Source organism: Arthrobacter bussei (assembly GCF_009377195.2).
GTDB classification, from domain to species: Bacteria; Actinomycetota; Actinomycetes; order Actinomycetales; family Micrococcaceae; genus Arthrobacter_D; species Arthrobacter_D bussei.
The window spans coordinates 1-19355 of sequence record NZ_VJXX01000002.1; the positions used below are offsets into that span (position 1 = coordinate 1).

General features: G+C 62.2%; 24 protein-coding genes. 17 read left to right on the plus strand and 7 right to left on the minus strand.

What is annotated here, in order from left to right; genetic code table 11:
• Positions 1-389: 389 nt before the first annotated feature.
• The 7 genes from FNH21_RS08225 (at position 390) to FNH21_RS08250 (ending at position 5191) form a co-directional block, all read left to right on the plus strand.
• A complete protein-coding gene (locus FNH21_RS08225; RefSeq protein WP_152815017.1) occupies positions 390-860 on the plus strand; it encodes an RES family NAD+ phosphorylase in 471 nt (156 codons plus the stop codon).
• Positions 861-902: 42 nt separating this feature from the next.
• Positions 903-1082, plus strand: a complete 180-nt coding sequence (locus FNH21_RS16875) for a hypothetical protein (RefSeq protein WP_206687058.1) — start codon at positions 903-905, stop codon at positions 1080-1082.
• Positions 1021-1827, plus strand: coding sequence for a phosphotransferase (locus FNH21_RS08230; RefSeq protein WP_206687046.1), 807 nt, complete (start codon positions 1021-1023; stop codon positions 1825-1827). The genes FNH21_RS16875 and FNH21_RS08230 overlap by 62 nt, the downstream gene beginning before the upstream one ends.
• A 78-nt stretch (positions 1828-1905) precedes the next feature.
• Positions 1906-2811 (plus strand): GNAT family N-acetyltransferase, encoded by a 906-nt coding sequence (locus tag FNH21_RS08235; RefSeq protein ID WP_152814246.1) that lies wholly within the window; start codon positions 1906-1908, stop codon positions 2809-2811.
• A 112-nt stretch (positions 2812-2923) separates the two neighbouring features.
• Positions 2924-3472 carry a hypothetical protein gene (locus FNH21_RS08240; RefSeq protein ID WP_152814248.1) on the plus strand — a complete coding sequence of 183 codons (549 nt, stop codon included), beginning with the start codon at positions 2924-2926 and terminating at the stop codon, positions 3470-3472.
• Positions 3473-3562: 90 nt separating this feature from the next.
• Entirely contained in the window at positions 3563-4558 is a 996-nt protein-coding gene (locus tag FNH21_RS08245) for a PIN domain-containing protein (RefSeq protein ID WP_191931766.1), read from the plus strand.
• Positions 4559-4621: 63 nt separating this feature from the next.
• The gene (locus tag FNH21_RS08250) at positions 4622-5191 is read left to right on the plus strand and encodes a P-loop NTPase family protein (RefSeq protein WP_152814250.1); all 570 of its coding nucleotides are present in this window, start codon (positions 4622-4624) and stop codon (positions 5189-5191) included.
• A gap of 64 nt (positions 5192-5255) precedes the next feature.
• On the opposite strand, the gene FNH21_RS08255 is transcribed toward FNH21_RS08250, so the two are convergent.
• The 3 genes from FNH21_RS08255 to FNH21_RS08265 all read right to left on the minus strand — a co-directional run bounded on the left by FNH21_RS08255 (position 5256) and on the right by FNH21_RS08265 (position 7540).
• Complete coding sequence (locus FNH21_RS08255) at positions 5256-5945, minus strand: hypothetical protein (RefSeq protein WP_152814252.1); 690 nt, start codon at positions 5943-5945, stop codon at positions 5256-5258.
• Between the two features lie 228 nt (positions 5946-6173).
• Positions 6174-6980, minus strand: coding sequence for a hypothetical protein (locus tag FNH21_RS08260; RefSeq protein ID WP_152814254.1), 807 nt, complete (start codon positions 6978-6980; stop codon positions 6174-6176).
• Positions 6977-7540 carry an RNA polymerase sigma factor gene (locus tag FNH21_RS08265; RefSeq protein WP_152814256.1) on the minus strand — a complete coding sequence of 188 codons (564 nt, stop codon included), beginning with the start codon at positions 7538-7540 and terminating at the stop codon, positions 6977-6979. Before FNH21_RS08265 ends, FNH21_RS08260 begins: the two co-directional genes overlap by 4 nt.
• A gap of 151 nt (positions 7541-7691) precedes the next feature.
• Between FNH21_RS08265 and FNH21_RS08270 the strand changes: the two genes are divergently transcribed.
• Complete coding sequence (locus FNH21_RS08270; protein WP_338403212.1) at positions 7692-7943, plus strand: hypothetical protein; 252 nt, start codon at positions 7692-7694, stop codon at positions 7941-7943.
• A gap of 58 nt (positions 7944-8001) precedes the next feature.
• On the opposite strand, the gene FNH21_RS08275 is transcribed toward FNH21_RS08270, so the two are convergent.
• Complete coding sequence (locus FNH21_RS08275) at positions 8002-9411, minus strand: aminotransferase-like domain-containing protein (RefSeq protein ID WP_152814260.1); 1410 nt, start codon at positions 9409-9411, stop codon at positions 8002-8004.
• On the opposite strand from FNH21_RS08275, the gene FNH21_RS08280 reads away from it, so the two are divergent.
• Positions 9410-10348, plus strand: coding sequence for a DMT family transporter (locus FNH21_RS08280; protein ID WP_152814262.1), 939 nt, complete (start codon positions 9410-9412; stop codon positions 10346-10348). The genes FNH21_RS08275 and FNH21_RS08280 overlap by 2 nt on opposite strands.
• A gap of 50 nt (positions 10349-10398) precedes the next feature.
• Here FNH21_RS08280 and FNH21_RS08285 read toward each other — a convergent pair whose 3' ends face one another.
• Positions 10399-11106 carry a class I SAM-dependent methyltransferase gene (locus tag FNH21_RS08285; protein ID WP_152814265.1) on the minus strand — a complete coding sequence of 236 codons (708 nt, stop codon included), beginning with the start codon at positions 11104-11106 and terminating at the stop codon, positions 10399-10401.
• Positions 11107-11250: 144 nt separating this feature from the next.
• Here FNH21_RS08285 and FNH21_RS08290 point away from each other — a divergent pair, with 144 nt between their 5' ends.
• From FNH21_RS08290 to FNH21_RS08325, 8 genes are all read left to right on the plus strand, one after another.
• Positions 11251-11784 (plus strand): hypothetical protein, encoded by a 534-nt coding sequence (locus tag FNH21_RS08290; protein ID WP_152814267.1) that lies wholly within the window; start codon positions 11251-11253, stop codon positions 11782-11784.
• 671 nt (positions 11785-12455) lie between these two features.
• Complete coding sequence (locus FNH21_RS08295; RefSeq protein ID WP_152814269.1) at positions 12456-13202, plus strand: hypothetical protein; 747 nt, start codon at positions 12456-12458, stop codon at positions 13200-13202.
• A 73-nt stretch (positions 13203-13275) separates the two neighbouring features.
• The gene (locus FNH21_RS08300; protein WP_152814271.1) at positions 13276-14079 is read left to right on the plus strand and encodes an aspartyl protease family protein; all 804 of its coding nucleotides are present in this window, start codon (positions 13276-13278) and stop codon (positions 14077-14079) included.
• A 134-nt stretch (positions 14080-14213) separates the two neighbouring features.
• On the plus strand, positions 14214-14582 hold the full coding sequence (locus FNH21_RS08305; RefSeq protein ID WP_152814273.1) for an SdpI family protein: 369 nt from the start codon (positions 14214-14216) through the stop codon (positions 14580-14582).
• Between the two features lie 10 nt (positions 14583-14592).
• On the plus strand, positions 14593-15141 hold the full coding sequence (locus FNH21_RS08310) for a glycosyl-4,4'-diaponeurosporenoate acyltransferase CrtO family protein (protein WP_152814275.1): 549 nt from the start codon (positions 14593-14595) through the stop codon (positions 15139-15141).
• Between the two features lie 125 nt (positions 15142-15266).
• On the plus strand, positions 15267-15986 hold the full coding sequence (locus FNH21_RS08315; RefSeq protein ID WP_152814277.1) for a hypothetical protein: 720 nt from the start codon (positions 15267-15269) through the stop codon (positions 15984-15986).
• A 67-nt stretch (positions 15987-16053) separates the two neighbouring features.
• On the plus strand, positions 16054-17118 hold the full coding sequence (locus FNH21_RS08320; RefSeq protein WP_152814279.1) for a hypothetical protein: 1065 nt from the start codon (positions 16054-16056) through the stop codon (positions 17116-17118).
• A 154-nt stretch (positions 17119-17272) separates the two neighbouring features.
• Entirely contained in the window at positions 17273-17689 is a 417-nt protein-coding gene (locus tag FNH21_RS08325) for a RidA family protein (RefSeq protein WP_152814281.1), read from the plus strand.
• Between the two features lie 32 nt (positions 17690-17721).
• On the opposite strand, the gene FNH21_RS08330 is transcribed toward FNH21_RS08325, so the two are convergent.
• Both FNH21_RS08330 and FNH21_RS08335 read right to left on the minus strand, forming a co-directional pair.
• Entirely contained in the window at positions 17722-18105 is a 384-nt protein-coding gene (locus tag FNH21_RS08330; protein WP_152814282.1) for a hypothetical protein, read from the minus strand.
• A gap of 38 nt (positions 18106-18143) precedes the next feature.
• Positions 18144-18419, minus strand: coding sequence for a hypothetical protein (locus FNH21_RS08335; RefSeq protein ID WP_152814284.1), 276 nt, complete (start codon positions 18417-18419; stop codon positions 18144-18146).
• Between the last annotated feature and the right edge of the window lie 936 nt (positions 18420-19355).

Below are 19355 nucleotides of genomic sequence, written 5' to 3' on the forward strand. Positions count from 1 at the left end.
CGATCGTCCCCGGCAGGTTTTGAAATGGGCCAGCTCCAACGAGCTCTACCAAGCCCACATCACCACCTTCGATCAGCCCGCGATACCCTCAAGACCACAGGTGGTGCATTGACCGGTTGAGGTCGCCTTAGGTTTTCGAGACGCGTCTCGGTGGCCGATCGACCGGATCAGCTGTTGCAGTTGTGGTACCTCTGCGCCCGTCTTCATCGTCCCGGGTAAACGTCCCTTCGCCGGTCCGGCGGTGCTGATCGTCGGAACAAAGTGTCAGAAGGTACAGAGAACCACCGGCTTACGGGCGTGTAGACCTGTCCATTCGAGTCGACCGCAGAAGTGCGAAGGTTGTTGTCATGAAGCGAGATGAACCAGTATTTACTCGGGAAGGCGCCGTGATGCGCGCGGTCACGGGTGTGTTCTACCGTGCCGTGGATCCTGCTTACCGTGATACGGCTCTAGCGGGCTCCCGGTCAGCTGGCCGATACTCGCCTCCGGACGTACCAACTCTGTACCTTAGCTCCTCGCCCGAAGGTGTCGCCGCTGCAATGATCGCCCACGCCGACGATCGAACCCCTGATCTTGAGGTGCTGCAATTCGAGGTAGAGGCTGGTCGGATTATCGATCTGCGTGATCACGAAGCTTTGGAGTCGATAGGGGTTAGTCCCGCGGACGCGGCAGCGGATTGGCAGCAAGCAGTTGCCACGGGCGATACGCCTCCATCGTGGAAGGTTCGAGAAGCTCTGCAGAGTCTGGGCGCTCATGGGCTGATAGACCCCTCACGCAAACAGCCGGGTCTATGGCACCTAACCCTGTTCAACTGGAACGCCGACGGCGTTCCGCGTGTCTGGCAGATTCCCGCCCGGTAAGGGACCGTCTTACGGGCAGCAGTGCGCAGTAGTGTCGGCAGCATGGCGATGCACGAGGATCAGCTTGAAGTCAGTGCTGCGACTGTGCGGCAGTTGGTTCTGGAGCAGTTCCCCCAGTGGAGCCACGAAACCGTTGAGCCGGTGGTGGCTCACTGGAACAGTGAACGCGATCTACCGCATTGGAGCACTCAAAACCGCGCGGCTTCCACTTCGCTTTGCTGATCCACTCCTCGTAGCTGCAGACCTGCAGCGGGAAGCGTCGGCTATGCGGGAGATGCTGGCGGTATCTCCGGTTCCTGCCCCGGTACCAATCGCCGTCGGTCGCCCGGGTCGTGGATACCCGTTGCCGTGGTCAATTCAGTCGTGGCTGCCCGGGGACGTAGCGACACCGGAAGGGACCGCTCATTGCGAACAGTTCGCCGAAGATTTAGCCGGCCTCATCGGTGCATGTCGTTCCGCCCCGACGCGAGGGCGCCCCTTCGCAGGTGCTGGGCGTGGTGGGCAGTTGCCGGACTCGGATGCGTGGATGGAGACCTGTTTTCGGGAAAGCCTGGACATCCTCGACGTCCCTGTCCTCAGAGGTTTATGGGCACAACTCCGGGTTCTGCCCCGAACCCAGGCAGATTCCATGACGCATGGGGACCTCATTCCGGCGAACCTCCTGACCGAGAACGGACGTCTGATCGGCGTCCTCGATACCGGCGGCTTCGCACCGGCCGATCCCGCCCTCGATCTCGTAGCGGCCTGGCACCTGTTCGACGCTGAGACCCGGTCGGTCTTCCGTCACGCGCTCGGTACCACCCTCATCGAGTGGCAGCGCGGTGCTGCGTGGGCGTTCCAACAAGCCATGGGCCTGGTCTGGTATTACCAAGCATCCAATCCTGGAATGGCCCAGCTCGGTCGCAGCACGCTTGCACGCATCACTAATGATGATGAGCTTGTGAGCACTCTTCCCTCTGTTCGGTAGAACAATGCATAGGTGGATCAATGCGATGGAAGTACCAACGGTGTGGTTCGGCGCGGTTGCGATGGAAGGTTAGGGCTCATGGATGTCGAAGTGAGAAAACCGCAGGTTGACGAGCTCGATCGGATTCTTCGTGTGCTGAATGAGTGGCAGGATGACAGCGGACCACTGCATCTGCATCCCGGTGATCTGGGTTGGTACTCGCTCCGTGGAGCCACAGCCACTGCCGCTGCAACGCGGGTGTGGTCGCGCGGTGACACCGCTTTGGCGATCGCGCTGATCGACGGTCCCCAGCTGCTGCGGTTCGCGATAGATCCGGCGCTGCACGGGGACGAAACGCTCGCCCGTCGCATCGCCACGGATGTTGGTGAGCCGATCAAGGGTGTCCTCGATCCAGGAAGCGCGACTATTGAGGCGCGCGGCGCATTGGCTCTTTCTGAGCAACTCGCGATAGCGGGATGGTTACCCGACGAGGCATGGACGCCATTACGTCTTGATTTGGCGGAGCCGGTCGCTGATCTGCAAGGTCTCGTCGACGTTGCAGACGTCCGCGTCGAAACTGTTGAACCAGGTCGCACCGATGAGTGGGTAGCTGTTCATTGGTCCGCTTTTCGTGGAACACCGATGCCAGACGAACGGCTTCGTAGCTTCGTGGCCGGATGGCGGGCAGCCGCTGAAGGCCCATTTCTCGACTCCGGGCGCATCCTGTCGCTCTACAACGACGGCAATGTAGTCGCCGTCGCCGCGGTGTGGTCGGCTGGGGCAGGGCGTCCCGGTCTCATCGAACCGATGGGCGTACATCAGGACCACCGCGGTCACGGATACGGCACGATGATGACGCGCGCTGCCGCCACTGCGCTTCGCGAGATGGGTTCATCGAGCGCCACTGTCTGTGCAGAGAGTTCCAATGTCGGTGCGTTGTCCACCTATCTGTCGGCCGGATTCTTGGCCTACCCCGAGGTCACCGACTGGCGCCGCGATTCGTGACGCCTCGGCAAAGCCCGCGTCGTAGCACTGGACCATCCCGCTACGGGACCCCTCCGTGGGGTCGGATCTAGATAGGGTCGTTTCGATGAGTGCCCCGGCATAGGGTTCCGTCATGAACACCATTCATCCCGGTGAGTCCCTCAATCCGCCTCCTGCGGTGATCGTTCAGTTGTTGGAGCGGGTCGTGAGCGAGCAGTGGCCTTCGGGGCCCGAGCATTTCGCAAGCTACTTCACCCGCCTTGGCTGCACGCTATGCGCACGACTAGAGCCTGACGAACAGGCTTCCTTGGGTGTGACTCGAGGGCAGTTCATCGTGCCAGGGTCTGCAGTGGAGAACGCTTCCTGGTCAGCGCTAAGCGATGAGCTCTTCAACCTAAGCTTCTTCGCCTATGCCGGCGCATGGAAGTCCTCGCCCGCGGATGTGAACGCTGGCTATGACGCAATTCGGGCAGGCATCGCTGCTGCCTTCGGTCCTTCACCGGATGAACGCACCGACCAGGGCGGTAATCGATCTGCGGTCTGGTTCAGCCATGGAACCACGATCGAGTTATACGCGCATGTGACCGAGGCGCCTGTGTTGCAGGCCGGCGCCTCCCATCAGGAGCGCACAGCGAGGTTTCAAGGTCTCCTCGAGCAACGACCAGACCAACCGAAATATTGAACTTCTGAATCGAGAGAACATCAGCTACAGCCGCAGCCATCTGTACGGTCAACGATCCTCCTGTGGAGCAGCTCCGCATAGGCTGACCTTGTGCTGCACTTCCTCATCGACACTTCTACATGCCTCGACCTTGCGCAACGACGAGACGGGCAGCGCTGGATCGTCGCTCTGCGGGTACTCATTCACCAGGGAAACCTGCAGCTGCTGGTTCCGCCCGTGGTCATTGAGGAATTCGACCGCAACGAAGCCCGCGTGCAGGCGGCCATGACGTCCAGCATTGCGGCCAGGTTCAAACAAATCCGCCATGATCTCGTGACCTACGGCAGCGACGACGATGGTCACGCCGTGGAGGTCATCGAAAACCTCGGCCGACACCTCCCACTCGTCGGCGCGATGACGACCCGGAACTTCCGCGAGATCCGTGAACTCCTCATCGCCGGTCAGAAGGTCGAGCAATCGGAGGCCGAGACGAACCGCGTCATCGAGCGGGGGTTGAGAAAGGCCGCGCCATTTCACAGCGGGAAGAATAGCGTCGCCGACGCCGTCATCTTCGAGCTCTATCAGACCGCTATCCAGGGAGCTGACCTCACGGAGCATCCACACGCCTTCATCACCACCAACCACACCGACTTCTCTCGAATGAATGGCGATAGGCGAGAACCACATGACGATACTGCAGATGCGTTCGACGGAACCGGTAGTCGATATGCCCTCGGGGTGGACGGCCTCGACATGGTCCTGCGTAACCACTTCGGTGAGGAAGTCGAGGAGCTCTTCGAGGAAAGTGACTTCCAGGAGGAGCCCCGCCGGCTGGACGAGATTCTGGCCGCGGAGACGGAATTGTTCGACCGTCTCTGGTACCACCGGTCCTTGCAGCACGATTACCGGGCCGAGCGGAAAGGGGACGCAGGGGAGCTTGAGCGCCACCAGGCCATCGCCGGCCCCGGCCGGGCGCGCGTCGAGGCCACCTACACCAAGCCCGGGCAGCTCGGGCCGTACACGGACTTCGAGCTCGGGATGCTGAACGGGAAGATGAGCGCTCTGCGGTGGGTGCTCGGTAGCGAGTGGGATTTCCTCGACACCTGATCCACGGTTCGTAAGCCGATCCTTAAGCTTCTTCTCCGGGAATTGGAAGCTACGGTGGAGGCCATGACTCCTCGACCCGCTCAACGGGTGCTCTTCCATGGTGTGACCGGCAGCGGGAAGACCTCCGCCGCCCACGCGTATGCCCTTGCTGTCGACGTCCCCGAATTCTCGGCCGACGACGACCTGGGGTGGCTGCCCGGATGGAAGGGCCGCCCGATCGAGGACCAATATCGGATCGCGACAACCATCGCCACCCAGGACCAGTGGGTCCTCGACAGCGCCTACTCGTCCTGGCGAGAAATTGTCCTCGCCCGTACCGAGCTCATCGTGTTCCTCGACTACCCGAGATGGCTCTCACTCGGACGCCTCGTCCGCCGAACCATCCGACGCATCATCAGCAAACACCCGGTGTGCAACGGCAACACCGAGACTCTCCGCCGCGTCCTCGCGAAGGACTCCATCATCGCCTGGCACTTCAAGACCTTCACCCGAAAACGGGACGCGATCAAGACGATCAGGGCCGACCCGTCCATGCCGCCTGTCCTGTCCTTCCAACGACCACGCGACCTCGACGCCTGGATCGCATCAGGCGCTTACCCGCCCCACGCCGACCGGCCGGCACACAATCAATGAACGTTGTCCGATCCTCTAACGGGCAGAGTTGGCCCGTACATGGTGGTCTGTGGGCCCACCGGTCTTAGGAGGGTGCATCTCCGTCGGTTGAAGCTTGCTTAGCCGCTGCTGTGAGTAGGGATTTGCGGGCGCGCTTGATCGCTATGGTCGCGTTCTTACCGAGCTGCGTTCCTTTCGCGGTCGCCTCGACCTGCTCGAGGTGCGGTATCGCTGCAGCGTTGCCGATCGTTTGTCGTAGCGCCGACATGGCATGAAGGCCTACTTCATGGTCATGAATCAGTTCGAGGAGGACAGGCGCGACGAGCTCACTTTTTCGGTACCGCCAGAGTGAATCAACGAGCTCCTTCCGGGCCGTACCAAAGCGCTTATCGGTGGCGAGTTCCAGCAGCTGTGGCAGCTGGTCGACTGTCGCCGTCGTGGCCAATGAAGCGCCGATCAGCCATCCCGTTGTGTTGGTGACATCTGTGACTGCCCAGCGACGGAAGCCTGCCTCCAGGACTGGGAATACTTGCGGGCGTAACTGTGGATAGCCGAGGTAACTCGCCACAGTGCCGACCACCTTAGGTTGGTTCAACCGCGGGAACCACTCCAACAGGACGGGCCAGGACGCTCTGATATCGAACGTTGATGGTGCGAAGTAAGTGGTGTTGTTGACGAAATGGCCGAAGTCCGCCAAACCCGCAACCCCGTGCGCAGCAAGAGCTGTCAGCAGCGCATCCCGCTCCTCATCCTCCGCAGCATTATGTACATACATACGGTGTAGGCCCTTTCTCGTAGCGACGGTTCCAGCGTATACACGCCGTACTCAGTGCCTGCCGATGCCATCAGCGGGATGATCTGAAGCTCCGTGCTTGCTTATCGGAGGAGCCTGAACGAACTCACGCGTCCGCAGCGTCCCGCTGCGGGATCCTCCTGCGTGCACCTACTGACTTTTGATCACAAAGTGTCCCGGGTAGGGATGGTGGTTCTGGCGGCGGTGCCTTCAGAGGCTGAGCCTGTGCGTTCCGGTGCTGCCGTCTGAGTAGACGACTGTGACATCGAGCCCGCTGCTGGCGTCTCTGAGTTCATCTCCGGGTAGCCAGAGGGCGAACTGACCTCGTGCCACGGTTGCGGTGACTTCTCCCAATATCGGGCTGTTGTAGGTGACTCCGGTGACGTCTGTCCCGGCAATGCCAGCGGCCATGGAGATGTCACCGGCACTCATCGATCCGGTGCCAAGACTCACGGCTTTCAGATCCCTCGAACCTAGAACGGAGTGGTCGGCCGTCCGGCCGATGGAACCGATCATTGCCTTGCTGAAGAGCGAAGCTGAGTCATCGGTGATGCACATGGCGGAGAAACCGTCCGAACCGGTAAGAACAACGGTCGTCCAGGTGCCACGGCGTTCGGCGATCGCGGCCTGCGCCCGGTTTAGGTCATCGGCATACTCGCTAAGGATGCCAGTGTCCTGCTGTGATGCTCGGCAGGCATCAACTGCTTCTGCTTGGTCCTGGACACCATCGATGCTGGCCGGTGTTGCTGTCCAGCTTGCGAAAGCCTGATCGCCGCCCTGTGTGAGAGATGGCATGACGAGTGCTGCGGCAGTGGCAGCCGCTACCAGGCCGCCGGTCAGGACCAACTTGCGTGCGCGTCGAGGCCGCTGTACTTGTGAGCGTGCGGGGGCTGAGACGTCGGTGGTGAGGATTCGGTGGAGGTCCGCTCGGGCGCGCGGGGAATCGGCATGGTGGGCTCGCGCATCGGCAGGGTCGAGGGAGCGCAGGATGTTGTCAACGTCGTGGAGCTTGGTCATGATCGTGGTGTCCTTCCGGAGAGTTCGACGGACTTCGGAGTTATCTGTGGCAAGTGGTCGAGGTGGAGTTGAAGGGCTCGTCTGGCGCGGCTGAGCCGGAGCCGGAACGCGACCGGTGAGATGCCGAGTACCGCGGCTGCTTGTGGTGCTTTGAGTTCCTCGAGGACCGCAAGACCCAGGGTTTCTTGATGGACTGCCGAGAGCATGAGCCACGCTCTGCTGACATCGACGCGAGTCGCGACCAGGTCGGCACCGGAGTCATCGGAGAAGGCGGTCGTATCTGTTAGTCGGACCTCGAGCGAGGAGCGGCGCTGCTCGCTTCTGTGGTTGTTCAGCAAAATGTTCCTGGCGATGCCGAAGACCCAGGCTCGCGCATCTTCATGGTCTTTCGGCAGCTCGTCGAGGCGGCGCCATACAACGAGAAACGCGTCAGCGACGACGTCTTCGGCGTGATGCGCGTGGGTGCGGCGTTGCACGAACCGGATCAGATCCGAGTAGACGGTTTGGTACAGGAGCTGGAAGGTTTCCTGCCGGTCAGGGGGCCGCGAAGAGTCACTCATACCCTGTACATGTCCGGCACTCGGGGAAGTGTGTCGCAAACAATAGGTACCGGATGCATGTTGTCACCAATCCCTCCTCCGGAGGTGTCTGTTAGGACATTCTGGTCCTATGGACCCACGTAGTCACAGATGGCGGGACACCGTCGAAGCGGTGATCACAGCACTGAACGAGCTCGACCCCTACGGGTTAGATCCCGGCACCGTTGACGGCGCACCCCACGACGAGTACGAGCCAGAGGCCCGCCCCATGGCCAGCCTGTTGCTCACCAGAGGCTCAATCAGCCGAGCCCAGATCGACGCGATCTGGCAGGACTGGTTCCACGAACCCCTCAGTGACGTCATCAGCCCTGACGAAACTCAACGCTTCTGCACCAAACTCAACTCGCTTCACCCGCCGGCCTGACATCCTCTCGAAGCGCGCAAGCCGATCTGCTTCCGGGCGCTGGTAAAGCTGTGGTGTTTTAGCTGATCTGGTGGAGGGTGTGGCCGATGATGCGGGCGGCTTCTGGGTAGGCGCCGGGGTTGGGGCCGGAGTAGTTGAGGCGGACGTAGGGGCCGGTGGGCTCGGCGGGGAACCATTCGGTGCCGGGTGCGACAAGGACGTTGTGTGTTTCGCATTCCCGGATGAACGCGGTGAGGTCGGTGCTCTCGGGCAGTCTCAGCCAGAGGTTCAGACCGCCTGGCGGGATCAGGGTGAGGTGCGCCGATGGTGCGTGCTGGGTGAGGCTGGTGATGAGCAGGTCCCGGCGGGAAAGTAGCTGGTGGCGGAGCCCGCGGAGGTGACTCTGCCACCCGGGGTGGGTGACGATGTCCAGGGCGGCGGTTTGCAGGATTCCGCTGACGTACATGGACGCTGCCGCACGGTCCGCGAGAATCCGGTCCCGTGCAGGTCCGCGGGCGATGATCGCGGCGACCCTGAGCGCCGGGGAGACGCTTTTGGTGAGGGAACGGATGTAGACGACGTGTCCGTTGTCGTCCTGGGCTGCTACCGGGGTGGGATTCGTGGTGATCCCGAAGTCGTGGGCCCAGTCGTCCTCGACGAGGAACGCCCCATATGTTCTGACGACGTCGAGGATCTGCTGCGCGGTGGTAGCTGACCATTGGGTCCCGGTGGGGTTGGCGTAGTTCGGTTGGGCGTAGAACGCCCTAGCACCGGTTTCCTCGAACGCCCGTGCGACATGGTCCGGGTCAGGGCCGGACGGGCCGGACGCGATAGGGACCAGGCGGACGCCGGCTTGTGTTGCGGCGAGGATCGCACCCCAGTACGAGGGGGACTCGATAAGCAGCGGCCTACCGCCTGTGACCAGGGCACGGAAGATGGAACTGAGCCCGCTCTGGCTACCCGGGAGCACGATCACATCACTGGCCTGGGGTGCTGTGATACCAGTGGGGGTGGCGGAGGCGAGTTCAGCGGCGAACCACGCCTGCAACTCCGGTATCCCGGCGATGGGTGAGCGGGTGAGCGCGGTATCGCTGCGGCCCGCTCGAGCAAGGGCGGCACGGACCAGGCGTTCGGGCAACAGTTCCCGGTCCGGGTACCCACCATGCAGGGCGATCGCGTCAACCGAGGCGGCACGCATGGTTGCCGGCTCCGAAGACAGGCGGTTGCGCGGAGACCCCAGCGCCCCGGTCTGCCACCCGTAGTCAGAGGGTCTCGCGGTGCGCACAGCACGGACGAACGTCCCTACCCCCGGTCTGCTCTCGATCAGTCCCTGCCCGGTCAAGATGCGTAATGCCTTCTGCACGGTGACCGGGCTCGCCTCGTACCGGGCCACCAGGGATCGGGTTGAGGGAAGTTTCGCACCAGCCGGAGCCGCTGCGATCCACGTTTGGAGGTCGGCCACGATCCTCGTGCTGCTATCGTTGGTCATGAATCCACATAGTAGCGCTACCCTGGAAACATCGATGCCGCTATCGCCTTCCCGGGCGGGACTGGCCTGGGGTTTCCTCGGTGTCCTCGCATTCTCCTTCACCGTGCCGTTCACCCGGGTCGCGGTCGGCGGACTGTCGCCCCTGTTCATCGGCTCGGGTCGGGCCGTGATCGCCGCGACCTTAGCCATCGCAGCTCTGTCCCTGACCCGGCAACGATTCCCCGCCGGAGTCCAGTGGGTGCGCCTGGCCGTGGTCGGCGGCGGTATCGTCATCGGCTTCCCGCTGTTGACCTCGTATGCCCTGACCACCGCACCAGCCAGCCACGGGGCCGTGGTCATCGCACTGCTGCCGGCGGCGACCGCTGTCATGGCCGTGATCCGCGGTAAGGAGCGACCACCGGTGTCCTTCTGGGTGACGGCGGGTATGGGTGCCGTCGTCGCTGTCGGATTCGCCGCCCTGCAAGGCGGCGGCCTCACCCACCTGACAGCCTCGGACCTGTTGCTGTTTGCCGCCGTCCTCGCTGCTGCCATCGGGTACGCCGAAGGCGGTCTCCTCGCCCGTGAACTCGGCGCTTGGCAAACCGTGTCCTGGGCCCTCGTCATCGCGTCCCCGATCATGCTCGCCCTGACCATCACTGCCGTCGCACAACAACCGCCCAATGGCACTCCGACCGAGTGGGCTGCATTCGCCTACCTCGCGGTCGTCAGCATGTTCCTCGGCTTCTTCGCCTGGTACCGGGGACTCGCGATCGGGCCCATGGCGCAGGTCAGCCAAGTCCAACTCACCCAACCCGTCCTCAGCATCCTCTGGGCAGTCTTCCTGCTGGGCGAGCACCTCACGGCTACCACCGTCATCGGAGGGATAGCCGTCATCGCCTGCGCCGGTGTCGCGGTACGGACACGACTCAACCGCCCCAAGCCAGCGTCCCGCCCATGAACGATGACGGATCGTTCAGCGGACGTTCGGCGTAGGGGAACCTTTTAACTTCAGGACGCTTTGCTGACGATGTGTAAGAGATATCCGTACGAGAGTGTGCTTTGTCGTGCGTGAGCCTGGAGCCAGCTGTCGGCAGAGTTGTCTGGGAACTCCATGGCAACGACCTTCGCCAGGTCCTCGGGAGTGTTGAAGGTCCAGCTGCTCATGACTTTCTGAGTGGCGGCTCCTTGGTCCTGCCACCAGCACAGGATGAAATCTCCCGGGCCCTGGTGCTTCGCCGTGTTACCGGCCCGCAGCAGCTCGGCGAAGTCGCCGCCCTCCTGGTCGTTGTCGATGACGATCAGTGAGCCGCCGGGTCGGAGCACTCGGAGTGCTTCACGGAGTCCTGCGGAGCAATCGTTATTGGGTGAAGGAAAGAAGTAAGCGAAGCGAGCGTGGACAACATCGATGGATGAATTGTTGAGGGGGATGTGTTCAGCGGACCCCTGCAGGACTGTCGCGTCGGCCGTTCGGTTCGTTGCCGTTTCGAGCAGGGAGGTATCCGGCTCTACTCCGTACAACGTGCGTGTGGTTTTGGCGTAGCGCGGCAGCCAGTAGCCGGTGCCGCAGCCGAGGTCGAGAAGGTCCTTCCCATCCCACGGGGCGGCGGTGCGAAGTGCCCGCCACAGGGTCTCCTCATGGTCGATCGCGTCGTTCTCTATCTCGTAAAGGTCGACGTTCTGTCCCTGGTTCCAGGCTTTAACGAAGTCCGTGAGCATGCCGTCACCCTTTCATGGAATGACCGATAGGGGATCGACCTGCGAAGATCACTCAGGTCTCCTTCACAGCTCAGCCATGGTGCTGCGGGTACAGTCGTCTCAACTTGAGGTTGGGGGACCGTAGTGGCTAGTGCCGGAAACCGCGTGGTGGCGATCGTCTTCATCGCAGTGGGGCTGATTGCCATTGCTGCAGCCCCGTTTCTGTTTATGCCCGCACTAGTTGCGGGTTCGTGGATCTTCGCGTTGAGACTGAGAACTTCGCATCCCGGCTACTCCCGTGCCTGGTGGTGCGCCGGGCTAGCAGCTGGTTTGCTCGCAGCGGCGATAGGCGCCACCATTTCCGTGGCACCTCAACTGCTCGTGGCCGGGCTTCTGCTTTTGGGTTTCATCGCCTACGCGGCGTCTGTGGTCCTCTTCGGCCAGGCATGGAGTCAGGGAAGCGACAGCCCGACTGCTGCTTGGGTCATAACAGTGTCGTTCGGGCTCGTGCCTGTACTGGGGGTCGCGCTGATGGCAGCATTCGGGCGCGGCATCGCACTGGCTGACGCAGGACAATCCTCCTGGGTGATCGACACCCTGTTCCTGGCAGGACTTGCCGGCGTACCCACGTTTTTCCTGATAGGGCTGATAGCCCTCTCGAGGATGCAAACCCGTCGTGCGACTTCACTTGCCCCGTAGAGGGATCCTTCTACGGGCCACCTTCTAGAGGCCAAGGGCTAGGGTGACTCATGACAACCATCGTTCGGGCACCAGGAAACTTAGTAGTTGCGACCATCGAGAGGGTAGATGTTCGCTTCGCGGGGGTCGACGTCACGAAAGCTCCCCTCCACGTGGACGTTCCCTCAGGCACCCCCTGCGTAGTTGTCTATCTCAGCGCCGTGCGAGGGTACGAGACGGTAAGTCATGACGCGGAAATGGCTCGAACCCGAAGCCGTGAGGACCTTGCGGCAGAAGCTGAGAAAGCTCAAAAGGACGGACCTCCCCAGTTGAGCAATTTCGACAGAGTGGGCGTCACCATTACGGACGACGAGGGTACTCAGTACGAGCCGTCCGCGTTCCGAATGGTGGGTGACGGTCTTGGTTGGGATGACATGTGCGTCTACACGCCGGCGCCACCTTCAGCAGCCGCGATTCTGCACTTGGACTTCACGGTCGATGGGGAGTCCACAAACAGCGGCTGCGACGTAGCCCTATCTCCTGCTGAGGGATCCTCAGTGAAACGGACGGATGCCAGATTTAGCCGTCCTTCGGACGAGGCATATCGCTGGGCAACCCGAGATCCCATAGCGTCAGAGCTTTGGAGAGCTTGAGAGGGAGACAGTGCCATGGGGGCGGGAAGTAACGGGCCAGTGGTTGAGGACATCGGTTCGCTCAACGACTCAGGGGACTTCTCACCTGACGGCCGACCTCAGCAACCGGCTCCTAGCAGTCCTTACCGGAAGGGAACGGCTGCGGCCGCCGCAGGGATAGTGGCTTTCGGGTACATCGTGCTTTACACGGCTCTGACCTCGTCGCCGCCTGTTCCAGTGGTGCCCGAACCAGAGGTCATTCAGAGCGTTCCTTCCAGCGTGAAGTGCGAGGAGTTAACGTTCTTCGTTGCGGATAATCAGCACTACGAGAATGTCAAAGTCGAACCGCCCTTAGGTGCTTGTACGGTCGCAGCACGTCCTCCTGCAGGAGCTGTCATCGATCCGGTGTCAGCGTGTGAAGCCGTTGGCGGTCACGTCACCGCCTGGCATGAAGGTGATTATCCGACCCTATTGGAGCAGCGCCCAGCGCTTCCGAATGGGCAAAGGATACTGACCACGACGGACGCCGAGAGCCAGACCGTGATGGAACTCGGGATCGTGATGCCGAATCAGACTTTCTCCCTGTGCGGGCCTTTGGAGTGGCGCTACGAACACGACGGCCAACAGCTTACTCAGCAGATCCCAGCAGACGCGGACTTAGGTGAACTGCCGAAGGGCAGGTACTACGCCTACGAACGCACGACCGAGGGCAACCTCAAACTGCGTGGTGTTGGAAACCGGCACTATTACATCGAACCGCTTCCCGAGGGGTTCCCTCTTCCCAGCTCACTCAGCAACGAGCCATGAAGTCGTGCACCCACCTAGAGTCACGTATGTGGATCCCCAATGGACGCGTTGGGCCTGCTTCTAGAATCAGCAGATGGTAGCCACTCACCTCCCGCTCGACGTAGTGCCTGATGAGGACGATCCGCTGTGCGCAACAGTGTGGGTCACCGTTCAAGTTGGCGAGGACCGCATCCCTTTCGTCCTGGATTCAGGTGCCCGCCGAAGCCAAGTACGCGCTGACGTGGCAAGCAACTGGCCCGTTCTCAGCGAGGACAGGTCCCACACCGTGTTCTCGGAGCTCCAAAGCGTCTACGTCGCAGCGCCTCCCCTGCTCCTAGGTGAGCTGCGGATCGAGGGTCTGGAAGTGAGTCGGGCCCCGGGTGATGACGCCGGTGCTCACAATCTTCTGGGACTCGACGTACTTCGCCATCACAGTTGCCTCCTCAACCTGGCAGAGCAGACGCTGACCCTCGACGGCCCGACGGACACCACAGGAGCAACGATGCCTCTGTACCTGGACGATGTCGGCCACGCCTACCTCGATGTAGTCGTCGAATCGGCGACAGCATCCGCGGTATGGGACACGGGCGCAGGAATCACCGTGGTCAACCCTTCGCTCATCGCCCAACATCCACAGATGTTCAACGAAGTTGAGCCGACGAGCGGGACAGACGGCGCCGGCCAAACCCAGCAGACACCGACCTACATCATGGGCCCGGTCAGCATCGCCGGCGTTACCTTTCAAACCCAGAAGGTCGCGGCCGTTGACCTCAGCGCAGCCAACGCCACGCTAGATCGACCAATGGACCTCATCCTTGGCTACCCCACACTGTGCCAAGCGACCTGGTACATGGACTTCCCTCGACGCCAATGGGCGCTCTCACTACTACCTCGCTGAATAGCTGGCGCCTCTCCAGGAATACGATCCCCCTGAGTGTCCCGCTCGAGGATGGGTTTGCGGGATGGCTGAAGAAACGGGCTGGATAGACTCGAGAGCATGACAAATGATGTCTCCGTCACTGCTGGTCGCTGATGCCTGAAGAGTATGTCGCTCTGAGCATCCTGCTTCTCACCTTGGTGTTCCTGCCCACTGTCTGCCTGTTTGTCACCCGTCAGGCAGCTGAGGGCTTGATCAGCCGCAACGCAGCAGCCGGGATCCGTACCAGGCACACCCAGGCATCTGATGAAGCTTGGGCAGCCGGGCACAGAGCTGCTCTTCCAGCGTTGAGGAAGATGATGCCGGTCGCCGGTATCGGAATGATCGCGGCCCTGGCCGCACAGGTTCTTGTTGGTGGACAGGCAGGACCGCTGATTGCGTTCGGGGCGCTCATCGCGCAGACCGTGGTCCTTTTCCGCTCGACTGCGCTGGCTAATGCTGCCGCACGCACGGCCACCGAGTAGGGCCCAGGCAGTGAACCCTGATCGGTCCACATCATTTACGTCAGTTGTTGCGGGCCTGCTGGTCGGTGTCGGACTAGCTGGTGCCGGCTGGTTCGCTATCGGGCCCGACCACGTCGTCTACGCGGTCATCGTCCAGGGCGGGTTTCTCTTCATGGCGCTGCTGATCGGTCCGTCACTGGTCGACACTGCGCGCTCCCGCTACCAGGTCAGATCGTTCGAACCACGGATCTATGCGCTGCTGGGTGCTGAGGTCGTTCGGCGTGCCCTCGATGTCGTGGGCTGGAACCGGGTCATCAAGAACATGCGTCAGGCCAACAACGAAGAGCTGGGTACGAGCGGCTTCCCCCGAGGGACTGAACAGTCCGAAACCGGTCACCTTCTCGGCCTCGCCGCCACAGGGCTCCTCGTCCTCATTGCTGCAGTGACGTCCCACCCCGCGGGCGCCCTGCAGATCCTGCTCATCGGAGCCCTCCTCCACGTTTACCCGATCATGATCCAGCGCCTCGTTCGCTTCAGACTCACGCATCGGCCCACCCGCAGCAACCGCCTTGAGCGCTAAGGGATGGTTCACCGGTCGTGGCCGGCGGATGCCATCAGGCATTCGACAGCATCAGTGAGTTCTGAAGGCGGTCAGCATCCGTCGAGCTCATTGACACGTGGAGAGCTTGCTGACTGACTAGCGGGATGACGACCGACGCGGTTCTCGACAAAGTGTTGTCCTTGAGTCACGCGGCGGTGGGGGGACATCTACTCTCCGATGCCGACTCCCTCGCAGCTGGAATCGGTGCGACAGGCTGGAGTCGCTCAATTGACGGAGGACACTGGCACTGCCCTGATGAATCGTCCTGGTCGCTGCTTTCCTCGGATCACGCACCAAATCTTGCGGTCTTCCTGACTGACGAGGACGCGGCAACGGTCTTCACAGCAGGCCAGGAGCTTGCGCGACGACTCGATGAATTCGAGGGCCTGACCCGTCACGGGGCTGATCCCGGTTGGCCGACCTGGCCACTGGGCGACCCTCGCTGGGCAGAGTGGAACGGGCTCGGGCCTGACTGGGTCATGTGGATCGGCGGTCCGGCACGGATCTCGCTGAACGTCAGTCCCGCCTATCAGCCTGGACGCTACCGTTCACCGCCGCACCTGCACTTCCAAATCGAGCGCCTCGACACTCCGTCGGAGGGTCTTCCGGTCGACCATGAACGCGCCCGTCGGATCCTGCGCTCGGGATCACCTATCGCACGGTGGTACCTCGCCGCCGAGAACGACTTGCCCCAGGACGTCATCAACGCACTTCAGCGTGATGACGACACCGCTGTCGTTGCGGCCGTGGAGTCAGGCGAGAAGTTCCGCACCATGCATGCTGCTGCCCAAGAACACATGAGGCGGCAGGAGGATTTACCCTAACGCCGACCGTTGGCATTCCCGCTGAAGGATCCTCTGGTGAACGTGGGCTTGCACGTAGGGTGAGCAGATGGATACGGAGGCGGAAGTGCTGTTGGCAGGGCCGCGTGGGCGACGCCTGTGCTTGCAACTGGTGACAGAGCTGGACCCAGTCATCAGATCCGCAGTGTTCTGGCTCGCCCATGATCTGGATCCGGGCAAAGGCACCTCTCGCGTGCTGCTGACGGCCACCTCCGGCGACGAACCGGAGTTGCCGCCGCGGCCCACCCTTGGTGATCTCATCGCCGCTTTGACCTCACTCGATGTCACGCGGGCTGAGCCCGAGGCCATTGATCGCGCGTTAGCTGAGGCAGTCGACACGTCGCGGCCCTGGCAGGAACCAGACGGGGAGGACGTCCTCGCCGCCCTTTCCGGGGTGACAGCTGCCCTTGCCCCGCTCGCCCACCACGTTGTGACCTCACCCTCCACACAGTGGTGGTCGAGCTGTCGGCAGCTTGAGCAGTGGGCCATCGACTGGCGAGCAGGTGATGATCCAGCACCTCTACCCCGGACACCGTCACAAGCCCTGGCTGCGTGGTCTCGTGGTGCACGCGCCGAAGAGGTCCGCGCCCGCAAGGAACGACCCCGGGATCCTCACGTCCCTTGGTCGGGGACGTGGTGGTCCTTCCCGCAAGGAACTCTGCACACGGCGGGGCAGATGCCGCTGGGCCTGAATCTCATCGAGGACTCCTTCGGCGAGGAGCAGGTCACCGTGATCCCCGTGCGCGGCACCGGGCACACCTACGAAATACACAGTGATGAGGATTGGGTGTCACTGTGCCGTGAGCACCCGTTAGAGGTCACCGCATCCCGGCGTCATGACTGGTTTCGATGCACCGGCACCGACGGTGCGTGGGTGATTCCGGACTGGGAGAAAGTCTCGGAACAGTGGGATGCGGTGCACCTGACCACTTTGGCGTACCTCACGAGCGCCAACCGTGCGCTGCACGTCGACGGCGGAACGTTCACGGTCCTCGCCGGGTGGAATACCGATACGACGATTTGGCTGACCGACGTCGCACGTGAGTGGGAGGGCCCACACCAGCAATGGCAACGATCCACCTATCAGGAGACCTGGAAAAGAACCCTCAACTAGTTCGGCCGGACGCCCTTAAGCCCGTCCCGCAGGAGGATCGGCCTACGGACCGCTGTCTGGGTGTGAAGACGCGTATTTGGGTGTTGATGAGCTCTCCTGTCTATTGCAGGAGTGGGAGGCTTGGGTTCGTTGGTACGAGGAAGGGCGGTGCCTGATGGTTTCAGCAGTGACCTTGATCCGATCCGCTGAGCTGTCGGAGGTGGCGCAGTACGCCTATGCCGCGACCGCGCCGGCGGACGCACGGTTGGTCTTCCTTGCTGGTTCCTGCCCGTTGGACAAAGCGGGAGCGACAGTGGGTGAAGGTGATTACGCCCTGCAGGCGGAGCAATGCGTCGCGAACATGCGGACCGCGCTTCTGGACGCGGGTGCGACTGTCGAGGATGTGATCAGCACGCGCGTGCTTGTGGCATCGGCTGAGCGGCGTGATCTCGTGACCGCCTGGCAGGTCGTGCGCGAGGCGTTCGGGGATCATGATGCGCCGAGCACCCTGTTGGGTGTGACCGTGCTGGGGTACGAGTATCAGCTCGTGGAGATTGAAGCCGTCGCCGCCGTCAGAGACTCCATCATCTAGCGAGGCCGCATGCAGGAGGACTTACGGCACGGTTAGCGGTCGGATGAGCGGTCCTGGTAGACGGCATCGAGCTTGTACTTCGTGCTCGGATCTTCTGCGGTGATAGTCACTGATTGCTTTTCTGGTACGAGTTCAAAGGACGACAGTGCGGTGGTACTGGCCGAGCCGGTTGGGCAGATGACCGTCAGTCCGTCTTCCATGATGAGATTGCCGGCGCTCAGGCAGGTCAGACGGGTGTCGATGTGCGTGGCGTTGTCCGGCGGTTCGCCGAGCTCGATGATGCTCGTTCCGGTGTAGGTGCCCGAAACAGGGTCTGAGATCCCCGTGAAGCTGGTGGGGCCGGATGGATTCTCCTCCTCCAGCTCACCACTCGTGCATCCGGTGATCAGCACGACGGCGATCAGTCCGGTGATCATCACTGCTGGCCGTCGCACCCCGTGGGTGAGCAACAGGGTCACCGGCGGGCGCGGTTTCGGGAGTGACGGCGGACGAGGTCATTGATCGCGAGTGTCGCGATGATGATGGAGACCGCCACGACTGCCAGGCCGACGTAGAGACCGGTCAGCATCATCATGGGCGAGCTCGCTTCGGCGAGGAAGCCGATGCCGCCGATTGCGCCGGCGACCCACAGCACGGCCACGGCAAGCAGAGCAACGATCGAGGGGAAGGCCCCGCGGTGCTCTCTGAACCAATGCGTCGTGCGTGCCTTTTGTGCCCCCATGAGTGCCATGCTCCAAGTCTCCGGTGACAACATCACAAGGAGGCTGACGACACGTACCGGATTGGTCACAGTCCGGTAGGAGAAGACCACAATCGGTGGGCTGACCCGGTCGGGCGGTCTTCACTGAATGTCGAGGCAGTCGTTGATGATCCACCAGACACCGTCGAGGGTGTACCCGCGGTCGTGGTCCTGGCTGAGCGTGTGCGCTCGGACTGCTCGCATGGCAATACCTGCGTGCGCCCAGTCATCGACCGTGGCATTCCGATCGTCAACGTACCGGTTCCACAGGTCATCGTGCTGCTCCTTTGGTAGGCGCACCATCGCACCGTAGGGTCCCCGGAAATCATCGACCGGGCCCTCGAACCGGACGGTCGCGAAACCCAGCCGGGCTTCAGCCGAGAGCAACCTCAAACCGCTCAGACTCGGACAACGCGCAAACGCCCGCTCGATAGCCTGCACATACTCCTCAGACCGCAGTGATGTACTGCGTCCTCTCACATCCCCCATGACAAGAAGTCTCCCATTCCCGCCGCCAGGCACCCCGGATGCAGGAGTGCCTGCGCGCAAGGTCCAAGGTCGGTGTCCTTCACCCCTGAGGGCACTCCCTTCGCTGCCACTGCTGCATGGTCGCCTGGTCGGGGCTTGTGCTGAGCGCACGTGGTCAGGAGGCCGGCCGATCAGGGTTTGCTGTAGGGGGCGCGGTGCCTTCGGCAGATATCGTCGCACAGCTCGTTGACCGACTACGAGAGCATGTCGCGGGGTGAGGACCGAGGTCGCCGAGCGCGGCACGATCCATGTCACAACCACGCGATGAGAAGACGGGGGCAGACACCAATGTATCTACAGATCTACAAACCGACATGTGTAGGGCGCCGTTGCGCGTGTACCACTGCTCACGCGCCCCGCAAGGTGGGGCTCACCTACAGGTGGACAGCTCTGGGCTCC

Bases quoted from the DNA above. Each gene is read 5' to 3' on its own strand.
- FNH21_RS08225 (WP_152815017.1), top strand. From the start codon at position 390: ATGCGCGCGGTCACGGGTGTGTTCTACCGTGCCGTGGATCCTGCTTAC.
- FNH21_RS16875 (WP_206687058.1), top strand. From the start codon at position 903: ATGGCGATGCACGAGGATCAGCTTGAAGTCAGTGCTGCGACTGTGCGG.
- FNH21_RS08235 (WP_152814246.1), top strand. From the start codon at position 1,906: ATGGATGTCGAAGTGAGAAAACCGCAGGTTGACGAGCTCGATCGGATT.
- FNH21_RS08240 (WP_152814248.1), top strand. From the start codon at position 2,924: ATGAACACCATTCATCCCGGTGAGTCCCTCAATCCGCCTCCTGCGGTG.
- FNH21_RS08250 (WP_152814250.1), top strand. From the start codon at position 4,622: ATGACTCCTCGACCCGCTCAACGGGTGCTCTTCCATGGTGTGACCGGC.
- FNH21_RS08255 (WP_152814252.1), bottom strand. From the start codon at position 5,945: ATGTATGTACATAATGCTGCGGAGGATGAGGAGCGGGATGCGCTGCTG.
- FNH21_RS08260 (WP_152814254.1), bottom strand. From the start codon at position 6,980: ATGACCAAGCTCCACGACGTTGACAACATCCTGCGCTCCCTCGACCCT.
- FNH21_RS08265 (WP_152814256.1), bottom strand. From the start codon at position 7,540: ATGAGTGACTCTTCGCGGCCCCCTGACCGGCAGGAAACCTTCCAGCTC.
- FNH21_RS08280 (WP_152814262.1), top strand. From the start codon at position 9,410: ATGAATCCACATAGTAGCGCTACCCTGGAAACATCGATGCCGCTATCG.
- FNH21_RS08275 (WP_152814260.1), bottom strand. From the start codon at position 9,411: ATGACCAACGATAGCAGCACGAGGATCGTGGCCGACCTCCAAACGTGG.
- FNH21_RS08285 (WP_152814265.1), bottom strand. From the start codon at position 11,106: ATGCTCACGGACTTCGTTAAAGCCTGGAACCAGGGACAGAACGTCGAC.
- FNH21_RS08300 (WP_152814271.1), top strand. From the start codon at position 13,276: ATGGTAGCCACTCACCTCCCGCTCGACGTAGTGCCTGATGAGGACGAT.
- FNH21_RS08305 (WP_152814273.1), top strand. From the start codon at position 14,214: ATGCCTGAAGAGTATGTCGCTCTGAGCATCCTGCTTCTCACCTTGGTG.
- FNH21_RS08315 (WP_152814277.1), top strand. From the start codon at position 15,267: ATGACGACCGACGCGGTTCTCGACAAAGTGTTGTCCTTGAGTCACGCG.
- FNH21_RS08320 (WP_152814279.1), top strand. From the start codon at position 16,054: ATGGATACGGAGGCGGAAGTGCTGTTGGCAGGGCCGCGTGGGCGACGC.
- FNH21_RS08325 (WP_152814281.1), top strand. From the start codon at position 17,273: ATGGTTTCAGCAGTGACCTTGATCCGATCCGCTGAGCTGTCGGAGGTG.
- FNH21_RS08330 (WP_152814282.1), bottom strand. From the start codon at position 18,105: ATGATCACCGGACTGATCGCCGTCGTGCTGATCACCGGATGCACGAGT.
- FNH21_RS08335 (WP_152814284.1), bottom strand. From the start codon at position 18,419: ATGGCACTCATGGGGGCACAAAAGGCACGCACGACGCATTGGTTCAGA.